This window comes from Ruegeria sp. AM2 (genome assembly GCF_056540685.1).
Genome location: NZ_JBQFXE010000001.1, coordinates 473,493 through 489,117 on the forward strand (window position 1 = coordinate 473,493; position 15,625 = coordinate 489,117).

The 15,625-nt window shown below is 57.7% G+C and carries 13 protein-coding genes and 1 riboswitch; of the genes, 4 read left to right on the forward strand and 9 right to left on the reverse strand.

Annotation, left to right across the window (positions count from 1 at the left end):
• Position 1 precedes the first annotated feature (1 nt).
• Both gltS and ACR0CR_RS02365 read right to left on the reverse strand, forming a co-directional pair.
• Entirely contained in the window at positions 2 to 1,216 is a 1,215-nt protein-coding gene (gltS, locus tag ACR0CR_RS02360; protein WP_480596384.1) for a sodium/glutamate symporter, read from the reverse strand.
• A 4-nt stretch (positions 1,217 to 1,220) separates the two neighbouring features.
• Positions 1,221 to 1,742: a DUF6446 family protein gene (locus ACR0CR_RS02365; RefSeq protein WP_480596386.1), complete on the reverse strand. Its 522-nt coding sequence runs from the start codon at positions 1,740 to 1,742 to the stop codon at positions 1,221 to 1,223.
• Between the two features lie 91 nt (positions 1,743 to 1,833).
• Here ACR0CR_RS02365 and ACR0CR_RS02370 point away from each other — a divergent pair, with 91 nt between their 5' ends.
• Complete coding sequence (locus tag ACR0CR_RS02370; protein WP_480596388.1) at positions 1,834 to 2,466, forward strand: MarC family protein; 633 nt, start codon at positions 1,834 to 1,836, stop codon at positions 2,464 to 2,466.
• Between the two features lie 8 nt (positions 2,467 to 2,474).
• On the opposite strand, the gene ACR0CR_RS02375 is transcribed toward ACR0CR_RS02370, so the two are convergent.
• Positions 2,475 to 3,404 (reverse strand): glycine--tRNA ligase subunit alpha, encoded by a 930-nt coding sequence (locus ACR0CR_RS02375; RefSeq protein ID WP_480596390.1) that lies wholly within the window; start codon positions 3,402 to 3,404, stop codon positions 2,475 to 2,477.
• Positions 3,405 to 3,609: 205 nt separating this feature from the next.
• Here ACR0CR_RS02375 and ACR0CR_RS02380 point away from each other — a divergent pair, with 205 nt between their 5' ends.
• The gene (locus tag ACR0CR_RS02380) at positions 3,610 to 5,334 is read left to right on the forward strand and encodes a serine protease (protein WP_480596392.1); all 1,725 of its coding nucleotides are present in this window, start codon (positions 3,610 to 3,612) and stop codon (positions 5,332 to 5,334) included.
• 42 nt (positions 5,335 to 5,376) lie between these two features.
• Here the strand turns inward: ACR0CR_RS02380 and ACR0CR_RS02385 are convergent, their stop codons facing one another.
• The 5 genes from ACR0CR_RS02385 to metZ form a co-directional block, all read right to left on the reverse strand.
• Positions 5,377 to 6,951: a thiamine pyrophosphate-binding protein gene (locus ACR0CR_RS02385; RefSeq protein ID WP_480596393.1), complete on the reverse strand. Its 1,575-nt coding sequence runs from the start codon at positions 6,949 to 6,951 to the stop codon at positions 5,377 to 5,379.
• Positions 6,951 to 8,399 (reverse strand): TrkH family potassium uptake protein, encoded by a 1,449-nt coding sequence (locus ACR0CR_RS02390; RefSeq protein WP_480596395.1) that lies wholly within the window; start codon positions 8,397 to 8,399, stop codon positions 6,951 to 6,953. The genes ACR0CR_RS02385 and ACR0CR_RS02390 overlap by 1 nt, the downstream gene beginning before the upstream one ends.
• Positions 8,400 to 8,451: 52 nt before the next feature.
• Entirely contained in the window at positions 8,452 to 9,372 is a 921-nt protein-coding gene (locus ACR0CR_RS02395) for a hypothetical protein (protein ID WP_480596397.1), read from the reverse strand.
• A gap of 278 nt (positions 9,373 to 9,650) precedes the next feature.
• Positions 9,651 to 10,754, reverse strand: a complete 1,104-nt coding sequence (gene folE2 / locus ACR0CR_RS02400) for a GTP cyclohydrolase FolE2 (RefSeq protein ID WP_480596399.1) — start codon at positions 10,752 to 10,754, stop codon at positions 9,651 to 9,653.
• A 183-nt stretch (positions 10,755 to 10,937) separates the two neighbouring features.
• A complete protein-coding gene (gene metZ, locus ACR0CR_RS02405) occupies positions 10,938 to 12,128 on the reverse strand; it encodes an O-succinylhomoserine sulfhydrylase (RefSeq protein ID WP_480596401.1) in 1,191 nt (396 codons plus the stop codon).
• 64 nt (positions 12,129 to 12,192) lie between these two features.
• Positions 12,193 to 12,270, reverse strand: a riboswitch (SAM riboswitch).
• Between the two features lie 128 nt (positions 12,271 to 12,398).
• Here metZ and ACR0CR_RS02410 point away from each other — a divergent pair.
• The gene (locus ACR0CR_RS02410) at positions 12,399 to 13,088 is read left to right on the forward strand and encodes a glutathione S-transferase N-terminal domain-containing protein (protein ID WP_480596403.1); all 690 of its coding nucleotides are present in this window, start codon (positions 12,399 to 12,401) and stop codon (positions 13,086 to 13,088) included.
• A 263-nt stretch (positions 13,089 to 13,351) separates the two neighbouring features.
• Entirely contained in the window at positions 13,352 to 15,037 is a 1,686-nt protein-coding gene (locus ACR0CR_RS02415) for a tryptophan halogenase family protein (protein ID WP_480596405.1), read from the forward strand.
• A 115-nt stretch (positions 15,038 to 15,152) separates the two neighbouring features.
• Here the strand turns inward: ACR0CR_RS02415 and ACR0CR_RS02420 are convergent, their stop codons facing one another.
• Entirely contained in the window at positions 15,153 to 15,524 is a 372-nt protein-coding gene (locus tag ACR0CR_RS02420; RefSeq protein ID WP_480596407.1) for an OB-fold nucleic acid binding domain-containing protein, read from the reverse strand.
• Between the last annotated feature and the right edge of the window lie 101 nt (positions 15,525 to 15,625).

Here is a 15,625-nt window from a genome sequence, read left to right on the forward strand (position 1 = left end):
CTTAGAAACTTACGATCATCTGAATGACGATGGCATTGGCAATATCCACAAAGAAGGCGGATACAAGGGGCAGCACGATAAAGGCAATAGGCGACGGGCCATATCGCTTGGTCACGGCGGTCATATTGGCGATGGCGGTGGGCGTCGCGCCCAAGGCGAACCCTCCGAACCCGGCAGCCAGAACGGCAGCGCGGTAATTGCTGCCCATCACCGGGAACAGTACCCAGATCACGAACACCACCGCCATCAGCGTTTGGGCGGTCATGATGACGACAATGGCCAGACCAAGCTCGGCAATGGTCCAGAGTTGCAGACTCATCAGCGACATCGCAAGAAAGGCACCCAGCGAAAACTCGGAGATCAGCGCCAGCGACGGTGTCCGGGCCACCGGCTGTGCCTTGGGAAACAAGGCCGAACGGACGTTCGCGATGACGATCCCCATGATCAGGCAGGGCACGAACAGCGGCAGCTTCAACCCCGCTGCGTTGATGACCTGATGCAGAAAATACCCCGCCACGATAGCGATGTTCAGATACAGCATCACCCGCATGATCGTCAGGTGATCCACCTTAACGGCGGCATCCGTTGGTTTTTCCGGCAGACCCACGGTGTGTTCATCCTCGGGGTGGTCCGAAGTGAGGCCCTTGCCTTCAATCAGAAACCGGGCGATGGGACCGCCGACCAAGGCCGCCAGTACAAGGCCCAGGGTCGCCACCGCCACGCCCAGTTCAGTCGCACCTGCCAATCCGGTCACCGCGCCGACCTCGGGTGCCCAGGCGATGGCCGTTCCGTGGCCACCGATCAGGGCTGCAGAGCCAAACAGAACCCCAGCCTGCACCGGATAGCCAAAGAGTACGGCCCCGACGGCCCCAACGCCGTTTTGAAGAATGATGGTCACCAGCGTCAGGATCAAAAGCAGAAACAGAGGCTTACCGCCTGCAATTAAATCGGACAACCTTGCATTCAGGCCGATCCCGGCAAAAAACACAACCAGCAGGAAATCACGCGCCGCCAGGCCGAAGTTCATCTCGATCCCAAAGATCAGGTACAGCAGAAGCAGAAAGGCCGAGGCCAAAAGGCCGCCCGTCACCGGTTCGGGTATGTTGAACTGGCGCAGAACCTCGACGCGGGAATTGATCTCGGCCCCAATCAGGTACACTGCGAAACCCATCGTCGCGGTCAGGAAATCCGGGATTTGGAGCATTTCCTCAATCATCCGGTCACTCCTGCGGTCGGGGCGGACATTCTTCGCCCACGACTGTGCCGTCATAGGCTTTCTCGCCACAATTGTTCAAAGCGTGCCAGACAAAGCCTTTGCCATCCTGTGTAACGGCAACAATGCGATCCACACCGTAGTGAACGTTCTTTTTGCCCATGAAAGCGCGCGCTTGCCCTGACTTAAGCGCGTCGGCGATGGCCACCGCATCGTAGCAGTCGAACCAACCTGGCGCGGTCAGCGGTTCCGCGTCTTCGACAGGTAAATATCCGCTTAGATCGTCTGCGGTCACTTCAGTCTCAAAGCACGCGCGATACCGGATCGGAGAACTATCGGCATCAATTGCCCGAAACGACGAATACTCAATTGGCGTCGGCTGATCCGCCCCCTCCGCCAACAGGGCCACATCCCGACCGGGGTTAGGCTGGACGGAATAGTAAAACCCATAGACCTGCAGGTAATACATCCCTGCCCCGGCCAGAACGGCCGATCCCAGCAAAAGGATCGCAAGCAGCTTTCCGGTCATTGATCTGGCATCCTGTTTACGCGGCCTCTTTCAAACTCAGTGAAAATAAGACAGGTTTCAATCCAGTACAGGTAGAGCAAAGGCGCATCGAATGGACTCCACCATTGCTGTCGGATTTTTCGGCGCATTGTTCGCGATCATGAACCCCATCACCAACCTGCCCGTGTTCCTGAGCGTCACCGAAGGGCTGACCCCAGCTGATCAGCGCAAAGTCGCGACGAAGGTTGCCGTCTATAGCCTGATACTCGGCGCAGCATTCGCGGCCATCGGCAACCAGACCCTTGGCTTGTTCGGCATCAGCGTCGACGATCTGCGTGTGGCGGGCGGGTTGGTTGTTCTGATGATCGGCCTGAACATGCTGAGCGGGAACCAAAGCACCACGCATCATGGGACCGAGGACGAAAAACAAGCCTATCCCAAGCCCGAAACCGTTGCCTTTTATCCTCTGGCCTTCCCCATTTTGGTCGGCCCGGGCACGATCACCACTCTGATCCTTTATGCGCACCACATCACCAAACCCGTGGATGCGGTGGTTTATGCGGGCGTGTTTCTGGTCGTGCTCTGCTTGCTGTTCATTACCTTTTGGAACGCCGCAGCGCTGGCGAAAAGCCTGTCCGCCAATGCCCGCGTCATCATGAGCCGCTTCATGGGCATGATCCTGTCGGCCATCGCGATCAGCATGATCGCGGACGGGTTGAAGGTGTTGTTGCCCGGATTGGCCTGACCGCGCCATCAAGCCTCAAACCCGGCAGCCTCGGTCTGCACGAAAGCATCAGCGCATTGCTTGGCCAGCGCGCGGACCCGGCCGATATAGGCCTGCCGCTCCGTCACCGAGATCACGCCACGTGCGTCCAGCAGGTTGAAAATATGCGACGCCTTGATGCACTGGTCGTAGGCCGGGTGTGCCATCACGATGCGCTTGCCGGTTTTTGGATCGTCATGGTCCTGCGCCAAAATAGTAGCGCATTCGGCTTCGGCCTCTTCGAAATGGCGCAACAGAACCTCGGTATTGGCCACATCAAAGTTCCAACGGGCATATTCCTCTTCGGTCTGCTTGAAGATGTCGCCATAGGTCAGCGGGCTTGGAGACTGAGGATCGTTAAATGGCATGTCCATGACGTGGTCAATGCCCAGCACGTACATGGCCAATCGTTCCAAACCATAGGTCAATTCGCCCGAAACCGGCGCACAATCATGACCGCCGACCTGCTGAAAATAAGTGAACTGGCTGACTTCCATCCCGTCGCACCAGACCTCCCAGCCAAGGCCCCACGCACCAAGCGTCGGGCTTTCCCAGTCGTCTTCGACAAAGCGGATATCGTGCAGATCCATATCGATGCCAATCGCCTCGAGTGAACCCAGGTACAGGTCCTGCAAGTCTGGAGGGCTGGGTTTGATTAGAACCTGATACTGGTAATAATGCTGCAACCGGTTGGGATTTTCTCCGTACCGACCATCCGTCGGGCGGCGCGAAGGCTGAACGTAGGCCGCGGCCCAAGCCTTGGATCCCAGAGCGCGCAACGTGGTCGCGGGGTGGAACGTGCCGGCACCGACCTCCATGTCATAGGGCTGCAAAATCGCGCAGCCCTTCGAGGCCCAATAGGTCTGAAGGCGCAGGATAATTTCCTGAAATGAACGTGGCGTTCTGGACGGTTCGGTCATGACATTCCCTTTGGGCACGACAGCGCCCGGTTCCGGTCGGTTTGGCCCTTCCTATGCAAGGGGCAAAGTGGCGTCAACGGCGCAGTGCGGTCCGCCTGTCACTGCACCGCCACACTGGAAATTCCCCGTATTCCGGGCATGGCGTTCAGACCCGAATGTCGGGTAGTCTGCGCCGAACATAAAACACTGCAGACACGGGCAGACAATGACACGTATTTTTTCGGTATTTCTATTTCTTGCTCTCTTCTGGTCGCGCGCGCTGCTTGCCCAGCAAGACCCGGGCGTCTGGGTCCAAGTCGAAGCGCAACCTACACTGCGCGAGGCCCAGGAGCGCGCCCAAGCTTATGCAAATACACTTCCGGATGTGAGCGGGTTTCGCCTCAACAGTGGCTGGTATGCCATTGTTATCGGTCCATATTTGCGGACCGACGCAGAGCAGGTTCTGCGGGTATATCGGACGGAACGCCAAATCCCATCGGACAGTTTTATTGCGTTTTCAAACACGCTGGGTCAGCAGTTCTGGCCAATTGGCCCAAACACATCGACCAGTCAAACGATAGCGCCAACTGTCCAGCCGGAGCCGTCGGAGACCCCAACGCCGCAAGCAAGTGACGAAACGCGCGCCCAGGCTTTGCAGGGTGAGCGGCTGCTTTCGGCACAAGAACGTAAAGACCTGCAGACGGCACTTCAGGCCGCCGGGTTCTACAATTCAACAATTGATGGCGCCTTTGGGCAGGGCACTCGACGCTCGATGGGTGAATGGCAGCGTTTAAACGGATATGATGCCACCGGTGTTTTGACGACATTACAGCGCAAAGTCCTGATGGACGACTACAACGCCCCACTGATCAGTGTCGGGATGGATCGTTTTGCAGACCCGCAGGCTGGGATCGAAATGGACCTGCCATTGGGCGCAGTCTCGTTCAAAAACTACGAAGCACCTTTTGCGCATTTCGACGGTTCGGGCGAATTGGACGCCAAAGTGCTACTGATCAGCCAGATAGGTGATAGAGCGACTCTGCGCGCGCTGTATCAGGTCATGCAATCCCTCGAAATCGTGCCCCTGGACGGGCAGCGCGCATTGCGTAACGACAGTTTCACCATCGAAGGGCGTGGCAATGGCATCGTGTCTCATACACAGGCCGCGTTGAAGGATGGAAAGATCAAAGGCTTCACTCTGGTCTGGCCGGAAGGCGATGACTCACGGTATGCACGGGTTCTGGCAGCAATGCGCTCCAGCTTTTCCACCACGGACGCCGTGTTGGATGCCTCTGCCGGGGCGAGCGCCGAGCAGCGGATCGATCTAGTCTCGGGCCTGCAAATCCGCAAACCTCGCCTGTCACGCTCGGGTTTTTTTGCTGATGGCAACGGCATGGTCCTGACGGTGTCCGAAGCGACCGATCAATGTCAGCGCGTCACTCTGGACGGCGATCAAGAAGTTGAAGTGGAATGGACCGATCCCAATCTGGGCATTTCCGTTCTGCGCCCCAGCCGCACTCTGGCCCCGATCAGTGTGGCCGAGTTCAGCGCGGATCAACCCCGAATTCAGTCCGACATTACGGTATCCGGCTTTTCCTACGAAGGCGCGCTGGGCGGTCCCACCCTGAGCTTTGGGCAGATCGCCGACATTCGCGGCCTGAACGGGGAAAAAGGCATAAAACGACTGGCCTTGGCGACCCAGCCAGGCGATGCAGGTGGACCTGTGTTTGATACCAGCGGCAGTGTCGTCGGAATGCTGTTGCCGACCCCGGCGGATGGGCGGGCGTTGCCTGACTCGGTCAGTCTTGCGGCCAATGCCGAGCAGTTGACCGATATCCTGACGCAAGCTGGCCTCTCCGGGCAAACCGCACAGAACCCGTCTGAAATCTCACCAAATGAGCTGAGCCGGCGCGCAAACGGTATGACAGTGCTCGTCCACTGCTGGGACTGACCGTAAGGATCGTGGCGCTGAGACCTATCAGCGCCACACGCCCTAATCGATGTCCGGCGTCACTCGAATGAGCGTCGGCACCGGCGCCTCAAACGCCGTTCGCACAGCTGCTTGTAGTTCCTCAAGGTTTTTGGGTTCAGCCGAATGTGCGCCGTAGGCCTCGGCCAATTTGCAGAAGTCCGGATTGCGTGCAATGACCGCGTTGGGCGCGATCTGACCGCGAACCATGCTGTCTTCGATCTCTTTCAGCTTGCCATTGTCCCACAGGATAATGGGCAACGACAGTTCCAGCTCTACGGCAGTGCCAAGCTCTTGCAGAGTGTATTGAAAGCCGTAATCACCTGCGATCACTGCAGTGGGCTTGCCGCGACGAGCGACCGCTCCGCCGATACCCGCAGGAAGTGCATAGCCCAAGGTGCCAAACCCCGTCGGGTGATGCCAATGGTAGGGGTAATTTATGTCCCAAACTTCTTTGGCGACATAGGCGAATTGGGTCATGTCTGAATAAATCATCGCATCGCCAGGCATTGCTGCGCTCAGCGCATCGATAACCGGAACGATCCCAGGGCGTTCGGCATCGATCTCAACACGCCATCGGGCGCGGGCCTTTTCAACTTCGTCAGCACTCCACCCTGTGGCCGGTTTAACATTCTCGGCAGACGACCACAGAGCACGAGCAAAGCTCTCGCCGTCCATCTGCAGTTTGACCGCCGCCCGGTGACGGTCCGACAGCACCTCGGGGTCAAGATCGACGCGCACCAGATTGGCAGTATGCCCGAGGTCCGAGCGCCACAGATCAACCTCGCCCAGTTCAGCGCCCACAACAACAACCAGATCGGCCGAGGCGATAACGTCGGCGCTGCCCGGTCGCGGCAGCATGGCCCCGAAATCCAGCGCGTAACCGGCCCCCGCCATTCCGCGCCCGGCATATGTGGTGAAACACGCGGCCCCCAGTTGCGTCAGAATCTGCCGCCAAAGGTTCGACCGGCACCCGCCGCCCAGAATGAACAGAGGTCGCCGCGCAATGTTAAGCAACGACAAAACCGATGCCACGTCAGGCGGATGCGCGACGGTGCGCAACGCTGGCTGGTTCGGGAACGGCGCGGGTTCGGCTTCAGCCTCCAACTGTGCAATTGGCACTTGAATGTGTTTGGGACGCGGGCGCGACAGCTCGAATTCTTCGAACGCGCGCTCGATCAGGCTATAGGCGGACTGTGCGTCTTTGGCCTGATAGGACCAGTCGGAAACGGTCTCTGCCGCCATGCGCTGATCTTTCATCTGGTGCAATTGGCCCCGTTGCGCCTCAATCTCATCCAGACACGAGGACAACACCAGCATCGGAACAGAGTCCGAATAGGCCTGCCCCATCGGTGTCATGATATTTGTCAGTCCGGGCCCGGTGATGACATAGGCCACGCCGGGCTTCCCGGTTGCGCGGGCATAGCCATCTGCCATGAAACCGGCCCCCTGCTCATGCCGGGCCAAAACATGTGTGATACCGGCCTCTTCGATGCCCCGATACATTTCCTGATTGTGCACGCCGGGAATGCCGAAAATCACATCTACGCCCCGATCCTTCAACATATGCGAGATCTGCGCGCCCAGGGGTCTTTTCATTAGTTTCTCCAGAATTGGACGGTGAAGATTGCATAGACGGCAAGCAGTTCAAGGCGGCCGACCAGCATGCCAATGGTCAGTAACCACTTTGCGGTGTCGTTCAGCCCGGCAAAATTGCCTGCCGGACCGATCTGGCTGCCCAGCCCCGGCCCGACATTGGCCAGCGCAGTCGCTGCACCCGAAACCGAGGTGATGAAATCCAGCCCCGTCAACGCCAGTGCCCAGGACAGAATGCCCATCGACAGCACAAAGAACATAAAGAAGCTCATGACCGAAGTCAGAACGTCCCGACTGATCGTCCGACCGTCATATCGGGGGACAAACACACCGTGGGGCGAACGGATACGGTTGATCTGGGTTTTGATCGACGCAAACAAAAGCTGATACCGGAAAACCTTGATCGAACAAGCGGTCGACCCGGCACAGCCGCCAATCAGGCCGATAAGAAAGAACAGCATGACCGGAAAACTGCCCCACCCCATATAGTCGACACTGGCGTATCCGGTGCCGGAAATGATCGAAGTGATGTTGAAGAGTGACTCGCGGACGGCCTGCTCCCAATGATGCGGGAAAACCGATGTCAGAAACACTGACATGATAACCACCAGCACAAGGATGGTCGCCAGAAAAGCCCGTATCTGACTGTCCCGCCACAGCGAGCTTGTATTGCCGTTGGCAAGTTGGACGTAGCGCACGAATGGCAACGCCGCGAGGATCATGAACACCGCAGCCGCATACTCCATCGGGCCAGAGAATGTGGCAAAAGAACTGTCGTAGTTCGAAAACCCGCCGGTTGCGATTGTCGTCATTGCGTGGACTGCCGCGTCGAAAAAGCTCATGCCGAACCCGGTATAGACCAAGGCGCAGACCACTGTGAGGAAGACATAGATCAACGAAATCTGCCCGGCGATTTCCTGGGCGCGAGGCAGGATTTTCCCCATGGTTTCAAAACCTTCCGAACGGAAGATTTGCATGCCGCCCACCCTCAGCTCGGGCAGGAAAACCATCGCAACAACAATGATACCAATCCCGCCCAGCCATTGCAGAATTCCGCGCCACAACAGCAGACCGCTGGGTAGCCCGTCCAAACCGGAAATAACGGTTGATCCGGTTGTGGTCAGACCGGACATCGCTTCGAAATAGGCGTCGACAAAACGCAGCTCGGTTTCGCCGAACAGAAACGGAATCGCCCCAAATACCGGCAAGGCAACCCACACACCTGACGTCAGCAAAAAGGTCTGACGAATGGTCAGACCTTCTCCAACACCGTTGGAACAACTCATCGCAAGTATGCTGCCTGTCAGAACCGTGATGACGGCGCTTTCAAGAAAGACATGCCACTCTCCCCTGCCTTCGATCATGTCGGCAAGCATGGGCAAAAGCATGGTCGCCCCAAGAATGGCGACCAAAAGGCCAATCACATATCCGACCGGGCGAAGATCCATCATGACGCGCAGCGTTGGCGCGCCATGCGGATCGTGTCAAGCCGATGATGTCCGATTACTGGTCGGATTTCTTCTCAGCCGCTGGCATTGCCGGAGGTTTGGACGGTGCCCGTGTACGGCGCACTGGCGCCTGCGCCTTGTCCTCGGTCGCTGCAACAGCGGGTTTGGCTGTGGGTGTTTTCGGAGCAGCAGCGGCAGGTTTCGCGGCAGCAGGCTTGGGTTGCGCCGGGGCCGCAGGCTTGGCCGCAGGTGCTTTGGCTTCCTGAGCTTTGGCGGCTGCGTTTGACTTGAACGTCGCAACCGACTTGGCAACGGTCTCAGCCGGAGTTTTGGCCGCCGCTTTAGGAGTTGGCTTGGGAGCCGCAGCTTTGGCCGATGCCGCCTTTGCTGGTGCCGCCGTTGCTGGTGCCGCCTTTGCTGGTGCCGCTTTTGCTGGCGTCGGTTTTGCTGCAGCAGGCTTGGCCGGGGCCGCTTTTGCCACCGGAGCAGGTTTTGCCGCCGGTGCCGCTTTGGCGGTTGCCGGCTTTGCCACGGTTTTAGCCGCCGGGGTGGCCCTGGCCTTCTCAGCCGTTGGTTTTGCCACGGTTTTAGCCGCCGGGGCGGCCTCGGCCTTTACAGGCGCTGGCTTGGCTTTGGCGACGGGCGCAGACTTCGCTTTGGCGGCAGGCGCAGGTTTGGCGGCAGGTGCTGCCTTGGCCTTTTGAACCGGCTTGGCTTTGACCGGAGCAGGAACAGCCTTTGCTTTAGGTGCAGCAGGCTTCGCTTCTGCCGGCTTCGATACCGCTGGCTTTGACACTGCTGGGGTCAGCGCTTCGACCGCGGTTTCTGTGCTCTTCAATGCCTGAATCGGTGCCATCGGCAGTTCAAAAGCAGCACGCGCCATCATCTGCATGATTTCGATCTGGCTGGCCATCGCATACCCCGCCATTCGAATGGCGGCTGCTTGAAATTCAAGCGGTTGGTAAATCGGGTTCATTGGTAGTTTCTCCTGTGAAAACGATGCAGCCGGGAATTGAAAAAACCGGTCGATCTCCGACAACGGGAGGCTCGGCAACAGGTCTTGCAGTCTGATACAGCGCATTTTCAACATCCTTTAAGGCAGCGTCGCCACGCAGGAGACGGCTGCACCGCAGCTACAGTCAGACTATTTGTATCGCGAATCCATGTGCAGTTGCAGCATTTCTTGCTGCACTGCGGCAAAAAAGCGCCAATTTCAATTTTTGAGGCATTTTTTCAGCGACTTATGACCGCCGTTCAGCCGGTATGGAACAGGGTCGAGAACAAACGCGGGTCCAGGCTGGCCGATTCAAAGGTCGGCCCTTCGGTCAGAATCGATACCGCGTCATGGCTGTGCAGACTTTCCTGGTGGCTGGCGACAACGCGGAAATCGCCAATATGATGATCTGCCTGAAGCGCGGCACAAAACAGCCGAGCGGCATCCTCGACGAAAATCGGATTGGCGGCGTTCAACTCGGCAAAGGCCTGTTCGTCCTCGCGCTTGACCATCACCTGTGTTTCCGTCGGCACCGCCCTGCGGCACATTGCAATCAGATCTTCGAACCACAGACAGTTAGCCGAGTTGTCTACGACAACGGAAATGCGGGCAACCGATCGCTGCGAATGCGGGGTCGCAAGCTGACCGCGCGTAGACCGGGCATGTTCGCTCAGCTCCAGCGAGCATGGGCAGGTCGAAGAATAGACATAGTCCAGATGCATGATCTTCAGACGCTGCCCGTCCCGCTCAACAAGTTCAAGCGCGATGTCATAGTATTGGTAGCCGGACAGACCGGACCGAAGGCTGTCCACCCGGTCCGGAAACGAAAACCGCATCTGAATCCGCGCATCCAGGCTGTCCAGATCAGCCTTATAGTCATTCAGCGCGGCTTCCATTACCTCAAAGCTAAAGGTGCGCTCGGCGTGCTTGTAAAACGACCGCATGATCCTGGACATGTTGATGCCCTTCTTCTCGGCCTCCAGACTGACCGAGCCTGTCACCGAGGTTTCAAGGGTCAGGTCATCCCCGTGCTTACGATGAAACCGGATCGGAAGTCGGAAATTCGAAATACCCACGTGCTGAATTAGCTGCTTTGCGCCACGGATCAGGCTGGATGGCCCGTTTTGCAGGTCTGGCAAAGACGCGCGGTATGCTGCATCCGCCTGAAAACTCTCAGGATATTCCCGCGTCAGCACAGGATAGTCAGACGGCGCACCTTGCGGCATCAGGCGCGAGACCGCTGGATCAAGTTCACTGATTTCCGTCGCCGTGGCTGAACGCGCCCAATCTTTCAGAACCTTCAAAGCGGCAGCTGCTTGATCACGATCGGGGGTTTCGTCAAGTTCGCGCGGGTGAATATTCATGGGTGGGGTCCCTTGTCTGGCCGACAGAATATAAACAACTCTGATTTTATTACCACTCTGATACGCGCCAGATTGCCGTTCGGATCGATTTAAAGAGCGGTAATTCCGTCAAATTACGACATGTGTTCCCAACGCACCGCATAATTCTCGGCGCGACCTTTGCCGCGCCGGGTGTGGTCTGGTTCAGCCCTGGGACGCCTTGAGCGCCTGTTCAACGTCCGCCAAGAGATCACTTGCGTCCTCGAGCCCCACCGAAAATCGGATCAGGCCCGGAGTTATCCCAAGCTCGTCCTTTTGTTCATCGCTCAGCCGCTGATGCGTCGTTGTTGCGGGATGCGTCGCAATGGATTTTGCATCCCCCAGGTTGTTGGAAATGACAGGAATCGTCAGCGCGTTCAGAAACGCGAACGCGGCTTCTTTTCCGCCCTTGATGTCCAACGACAAAACAGTACCGCCCTTTCCGCCCAATTGCGACTGAACCAACGCATTCTGGGAGTGTGAGTTCAAACCCGGATAAAGGGTACGTTCCAGCGCAGGGTGCCCCTCAAGCGCCTCGGCCAGCACTTGTGCCGTCTCAGCCTGAGCATTCACCCGCAAGGCCATGGTTTCCAGACCTTTGAGCATGACCCACGCATTGAATGGGCTAAGCGCGCCACCAGTGTGTTTCAGGTAAGGCTCAACCGTTCCACGAATAAAGTCGCGGGTGCCAATGATAACGCCGCCCAGCGCGCGCCCCTGCCCGTCGATATGCTTGGTGGCCGAATAAACGACCACATCCGCGCCCTGCTCGATCGCACGCGAGAACACCGGGGTCGAGAACACGTTGTCCACGATGACCGTTGCGCCGACCGTATGGGCCAGATCAGAAACGGCCGCAATATCAATCACCTCAAGCGTGGGGTTGGACATCGATTCAAAGAAAACAGCCTTTGTGTCCGCGCGGATGGCCGCTTTCCAGGCATCCAGATCGGTACCATCGACAAAAGTCACCTCGACACCAAAGCGGGTCAGGATGTTTTCCAGAATGTAGAGGCAGGACCCAAAGAGCGCTTTGGCCGAAACCACATGATCGCCAGCCTGCAGCATCGACGTCAGCGCTGCATTCACCGCCGCCATGCCCGAGGCTGTGGCAAAGGCGTCTTCGCCCCCTTCAAGCGCGGCAATACGCTGTTCGAACATCGAGACCGTTGGATTGCCATAGCGGGCATAGATGAACTCGTCCGGACCGGTTTCAATGAACCGTGCTTCGGCTTGTTCGGCAGTGTCATAAACGAACCCTTGCGTCAGAAAGATCGCTTCGGACACTTCATTGTATTGACTGCGACGGATGCCGCCATGGACGGCTTGGGTGCGTTTGTTCCAGCTCTCGCTCATGTCTTTCCTTTCCGCCTCCGGGTTGGGAGGCAAACAAAAAACCCCAGACGCGGCCAAGCGAAAGGGGTCTTTCATCCTGACCTTTTAGCGGTGTTGTTTAGCGTGGCCCGCAATCCGGTAACAAATCGCCACGTGATGCGATGCGAATACGCCTGTGTCGGCGGGTCGTCAAGTCCGACCCGCCAAAGGTCACGCTTTCGTAACAGGTATGCGCGTGCTCTTGCCGTTTACGTGGAAAACTTCATGATCACCCCAACCTGAGGAGACTTCATGATTGATCTGTATTTCTGGCCCACGCCCAATGGCTGGAAGGTATCCATCGCACTGGAAGAGATGGACCTGCCCTACAAAACCCACCTGATCAACATCGGTAAAGGCGACCAGTTCGATCCCGAGTTTTTGAAGATTGCCCCCAACAACCGGATGCCCGCCATCGTTGACCCCGACGGCCCGGACGGCACGCCCATATCTGTGTTCGAGAGTGGCGCAATCCTGATGTACCTGGCTCGCAAGACCGGGCGCTTTTATGGCGAAACCGAACGTGATCGGATTGCCGTTGAAGAATGGCTGATGTGGCAGATGGGCGGCGTTGGTCCGATGGCCGGACAAGCGCATCACTTTCTGAAATACGCCCCTCAACTGGACCCACCGCAGGACCTGCCCTACCCAAAAGACCGGTATCGCACCGAGGTGGGGCGGCTTTACGGCGTATTGGACCGGCGGCTGGCCGACAATGAATATGTTGCAGGAGATTTCTATTCGATCGCCGATATGTCGATCTGGGGATGGGCGAGCCTGTGGGAAGGTCAACAACAGGTGCTTGACGACAAGCCTCACTTCGCCCGCTGGCTTGAGACGGTCAACGTCAGACCAGCCGTTCAAGCTGGCCGTGCGCTGCACGCTGAATTGCGCGGCGATCACCAGGATAAGCAGTCTCAGGGTGTATTGTTCAAACGTTAGGCCGAGGTCAAAAAAGGGTGGGTCGCGGTTTTTGTCACGCGATCAGCGACACCGGATGAATTGCGACCAACGCAGGGACAAAAATCCAAAGTCGTTTGGAGGGCTCAGCCTTCGTCTTACAATTGGAAGGCGCGTGCGGCCTGCCACTGTAAACCCGCGGTTCGAAACTATGAAAATGCATGCGGATCACTGCGTCAAAGAACCTAGTTCGATGCAAGAAAGCTGTTATAGTCCCCGAAAACAATCGAGGGGGGCAGAACCAAATGAACAATCGTCTAAGCAAAATCACCATCGTGGGCGGTGGCACCGCAGGTTGGATGACAGCATTGCTGTTGGATATGGTGTTTTCCCGGACCTCGGCACCGAAAGATCGCCCCCGTATCTGCCTGATCGAAAGCCCCAACATCTCGACCGTTGGGGTCGGCGAGGCGACGGTTCCAAGAATGCCGGTCACACTCCGACAAGCAGGCATTTCAGAGCGCGACTTTTTCCGCGAAACCAACGCTTCGTTCAAACTGGGGGTAAAGTTCTGCAACTGGAACAAGGACGCCAAGGGGAATCGTATCGATTACGTAAACCCCTTCGCCCACGGCCAACTGTTGGAAGGGCTGGAGGCCGCCGAGTATTTTTTGCGCTTTGGCAATGGGGATCGGGATTTCACGCAGTCCATCTCGCCCCACGATGATCTGGCGCGCCTGTGCAAAGGCGCGCGGCCCTTGGGTGCGCCCGAGTTCGAGCAACGGTTCGGCTATGCCTACCACCTGGACGCCGTGAAATTCGCTGGCATGCTCACAAAAGTCTGCACCAAACGTGGCGTGGAACACATCCAGGACGAAGTGCAAGCGGTCGAGCTTGATGAGCAAGGCAATGTCAGCCACCTCATGTTGGAGAAAAAAGGCCGCCATGACATCGAGATGGTCATTGATTGCACCGGCTTCCGCGGGCTAATCATCAACAAGGCGCTTGGCGAGCCTTTCATGGATTACTCGGATTATCTGCCCAACGACCGCGCAATGGCGTTGCAGATCGAGCATCCGGACCCGGACAAGATCGAAAGCGTCACGCGGTCAACCGCGCTGGGTGCAGGTTGGACGTGGCGGGTGCCGCTCTATAACCGGGTTGGCACCGGCTATGTGTTTTCATCCGCACATCGTACGGATGACCAGGCCGCCGACGAGTATCTCGAATGGCTGGGTGATAGCGGCAAGGGTCTGACCCCGCGCGTGATCCCGATGCGCATTGGGCGAGTGCGCAATGCATGGGTCAAGAATTGTGTCGCGATTGGTCTGTCTGGCGGGTTTATTGAACCGCTTGAAAGCACCGCGATCCACATGATTGATCATGCGATCCGCTGGTTCGCCGAGCATTTGCCCACCAAGGATATCGAGCCGTCGCTGCGGGCCAGATATAACCGGCAGATGAACAAACTGTACGACGAAGTTCTGGACTTCATTTGCCTGCATTATCGATTGGGCAACCGCACGGATGATCAATACTGGATCGACGCGCGCACCGAGATGAAAATACCGGACCGATTGGCCGAGAACCTTGAGTTATGGCAACACCGTCTGCCGATGGAACATGATATCGAGTTTGCAACCTTGTTCAATTTCCGCGTGTACCAGACTGTGCTGTTGGGTAAACAGGTCTATGACACCGGCTATGGCACGGGCATCCGCGATCGGGTGCGACCCTTGAAAAAGCCGATTTGGTTTCAGTGGTGGAAGGGCGCGAAAATGGATCTTGCGCAAATTCTCAAAGCCATGCCGGATCACAAAACTCTGCTGCGCGACATCCGGGGAGAGCTGGAGAAACCGGCATTTGGCAACATTGCGGCGGCAAAACCGACAGTCGCGATGCCTGGTGTGGCGCCAGCACCGGTTGCGGTTCAGAACATGCCGAACTTTGCTGAGATCCAAAGCGGCTCGAAGGATTTGCAACTGTTCTAGCGCGTGCTTGCGCGCTGTGCGGCAGGTCTTTTTGGAAAACTGGTGTGTTGGCAGGTCTCGAACCTCAGGTTTTGCGCGGACCGTTTGGGTGCAAAGTTGTTCTGCGACCTGGCGATCACCCCTCGCCGCGCACCAGCACATCCAGCATGCCCGAGATATCCTCGATCTCTTCCGCGATCACATGGGTCACCGAATGCGCGCGTTGCATCCGACCCGTGACCCTCAGCAAGCGGCCCGAGATCACCGCGCGGCGGAACTGTTCATAGATCTTGCGCCAGACCACGACGTTCACGATCCCTGACTCATCCTCAAGCGTCACGAATATCACCCCCTTGGCCGTCCCCGGCCTCTGCCGCAGGATGACCAGCCCTGCCACGGTCACGCGCGCGTTGTCCGGCGGATCGTCCAGCCGGTTGGCGGGCAGGCAACTGGGGGGGCGTGGCCAGTCTCGGTTTGAAACCGCAGGGCGAACAGGGGCAACGAGCATGAGAACAAAAATAGAACAAACTGCAGGAAAGTCCAGTCACGGCACGCCGAGTCGCAAATGAGGCTGGAAAGACCTAAATGCCTTGACTAAGGAAGGTTTCG

What these genes read in the sequence shown, in the direction of transcription:
- gltS (WP_480596384.1), bottom strand. Translation starts at nt 1,216, where the DNA reads ATGATTGAGGAAATGCTCCAAATCCCGGATTTCCTGACCGCGACGATG.
- ACR0CR_RS02365 (WP_480596386.1), bottom strand. Translation starts at nt 1,742, where the DNA reads ATGACCGGAAAGCTGCTTGCGATCCTTTTGCTGGGATCGGCCGTTCTG.
- ACR0CR_RS02370 (WP_480596388.1), top strand. Translation starts at nt 1,834, where the DNA reads ATGGACTCCACCATTGCTGTCGGATTTTTCGGCGCATTGTTCGCGATC.
- ACR0CR_RS02375 (WP_480596390.1), bottom strand. Translation starts at nt 3,404, where the DNA reads ATGACCGAACCGTCCAGAACGCCACGTTCATTTCAGGAAATTATCCTG.
- ACR0CR_RS02380 (WP_480596392.1), top strand. Translation starts at nt 3,610, where the DNA reads ATGACACGTATTTTTTCGGTATTTCTATTTCTTGCTCTCTTCTGGTCG.
- ACR0CR_RS02385 (WP_480596393.1), bottom strand. Translation starts at nt 6,951, where the DNA reads ATGAAAAGACCCCTGGGCGCGCAGATCTCGCATATGTTGAAGGATCGG.
- ACR0CR_RS02390 (WP_480596395.1), bottom strand. Translation starts at nt 8,399, where the DNA reads ATGATGGATCTTCGCCCGGTCGGATATGTGATTGGCCTTTTGGTCGCC.
- ACR0CR_RS02395 (WP_480596397.1), bottom strand. Translation starts at nt 9,372, where the DNA reads ATGAACCCGATTTACCAACCGCTTGAATTTCAAGCAGCCGCCATTCGA.
- folE2 (WP_480596399.1), bottom strand. Translation starts at nt 10,754, where the DNA reads ATGAATATTCACCCGCGCGAACTTGACGAAACCCCCGATCGTGATCAA.
- metZ (WP_480596401.1), bottom strand. Translation starts at nt 12,128, where the DNA reads ATGAGCGAGAGCTGGAACAAACGCACCCAAGCCGTCCATGGCGGCATC.
- ACR0CR_RS02410 (WP_480596403.1), top strand. Translation starts at nt 12,399, where the DNA reads ATGATTGATCTGTATTTCTGGCCCACGCCCAATGGCTGGAAGGTATCC.
- ACR0CR_RS02415 (WP_480596405.1), top strand. Translation starts at nt 13,352, where the DNA reads ATGAACAATCGTCTAAGCAAAATCACCATCGTGGGCGGTGGCACCGCA.
- ACR0CR_RS02420 (WP_480596407.1), bottom strand. Translation starts at nt 15,524, where the DNA reads ATGCTCGTTGCCCCTGTTCGCCCTGCGGTTTCAAACCGAGACTGGCCA.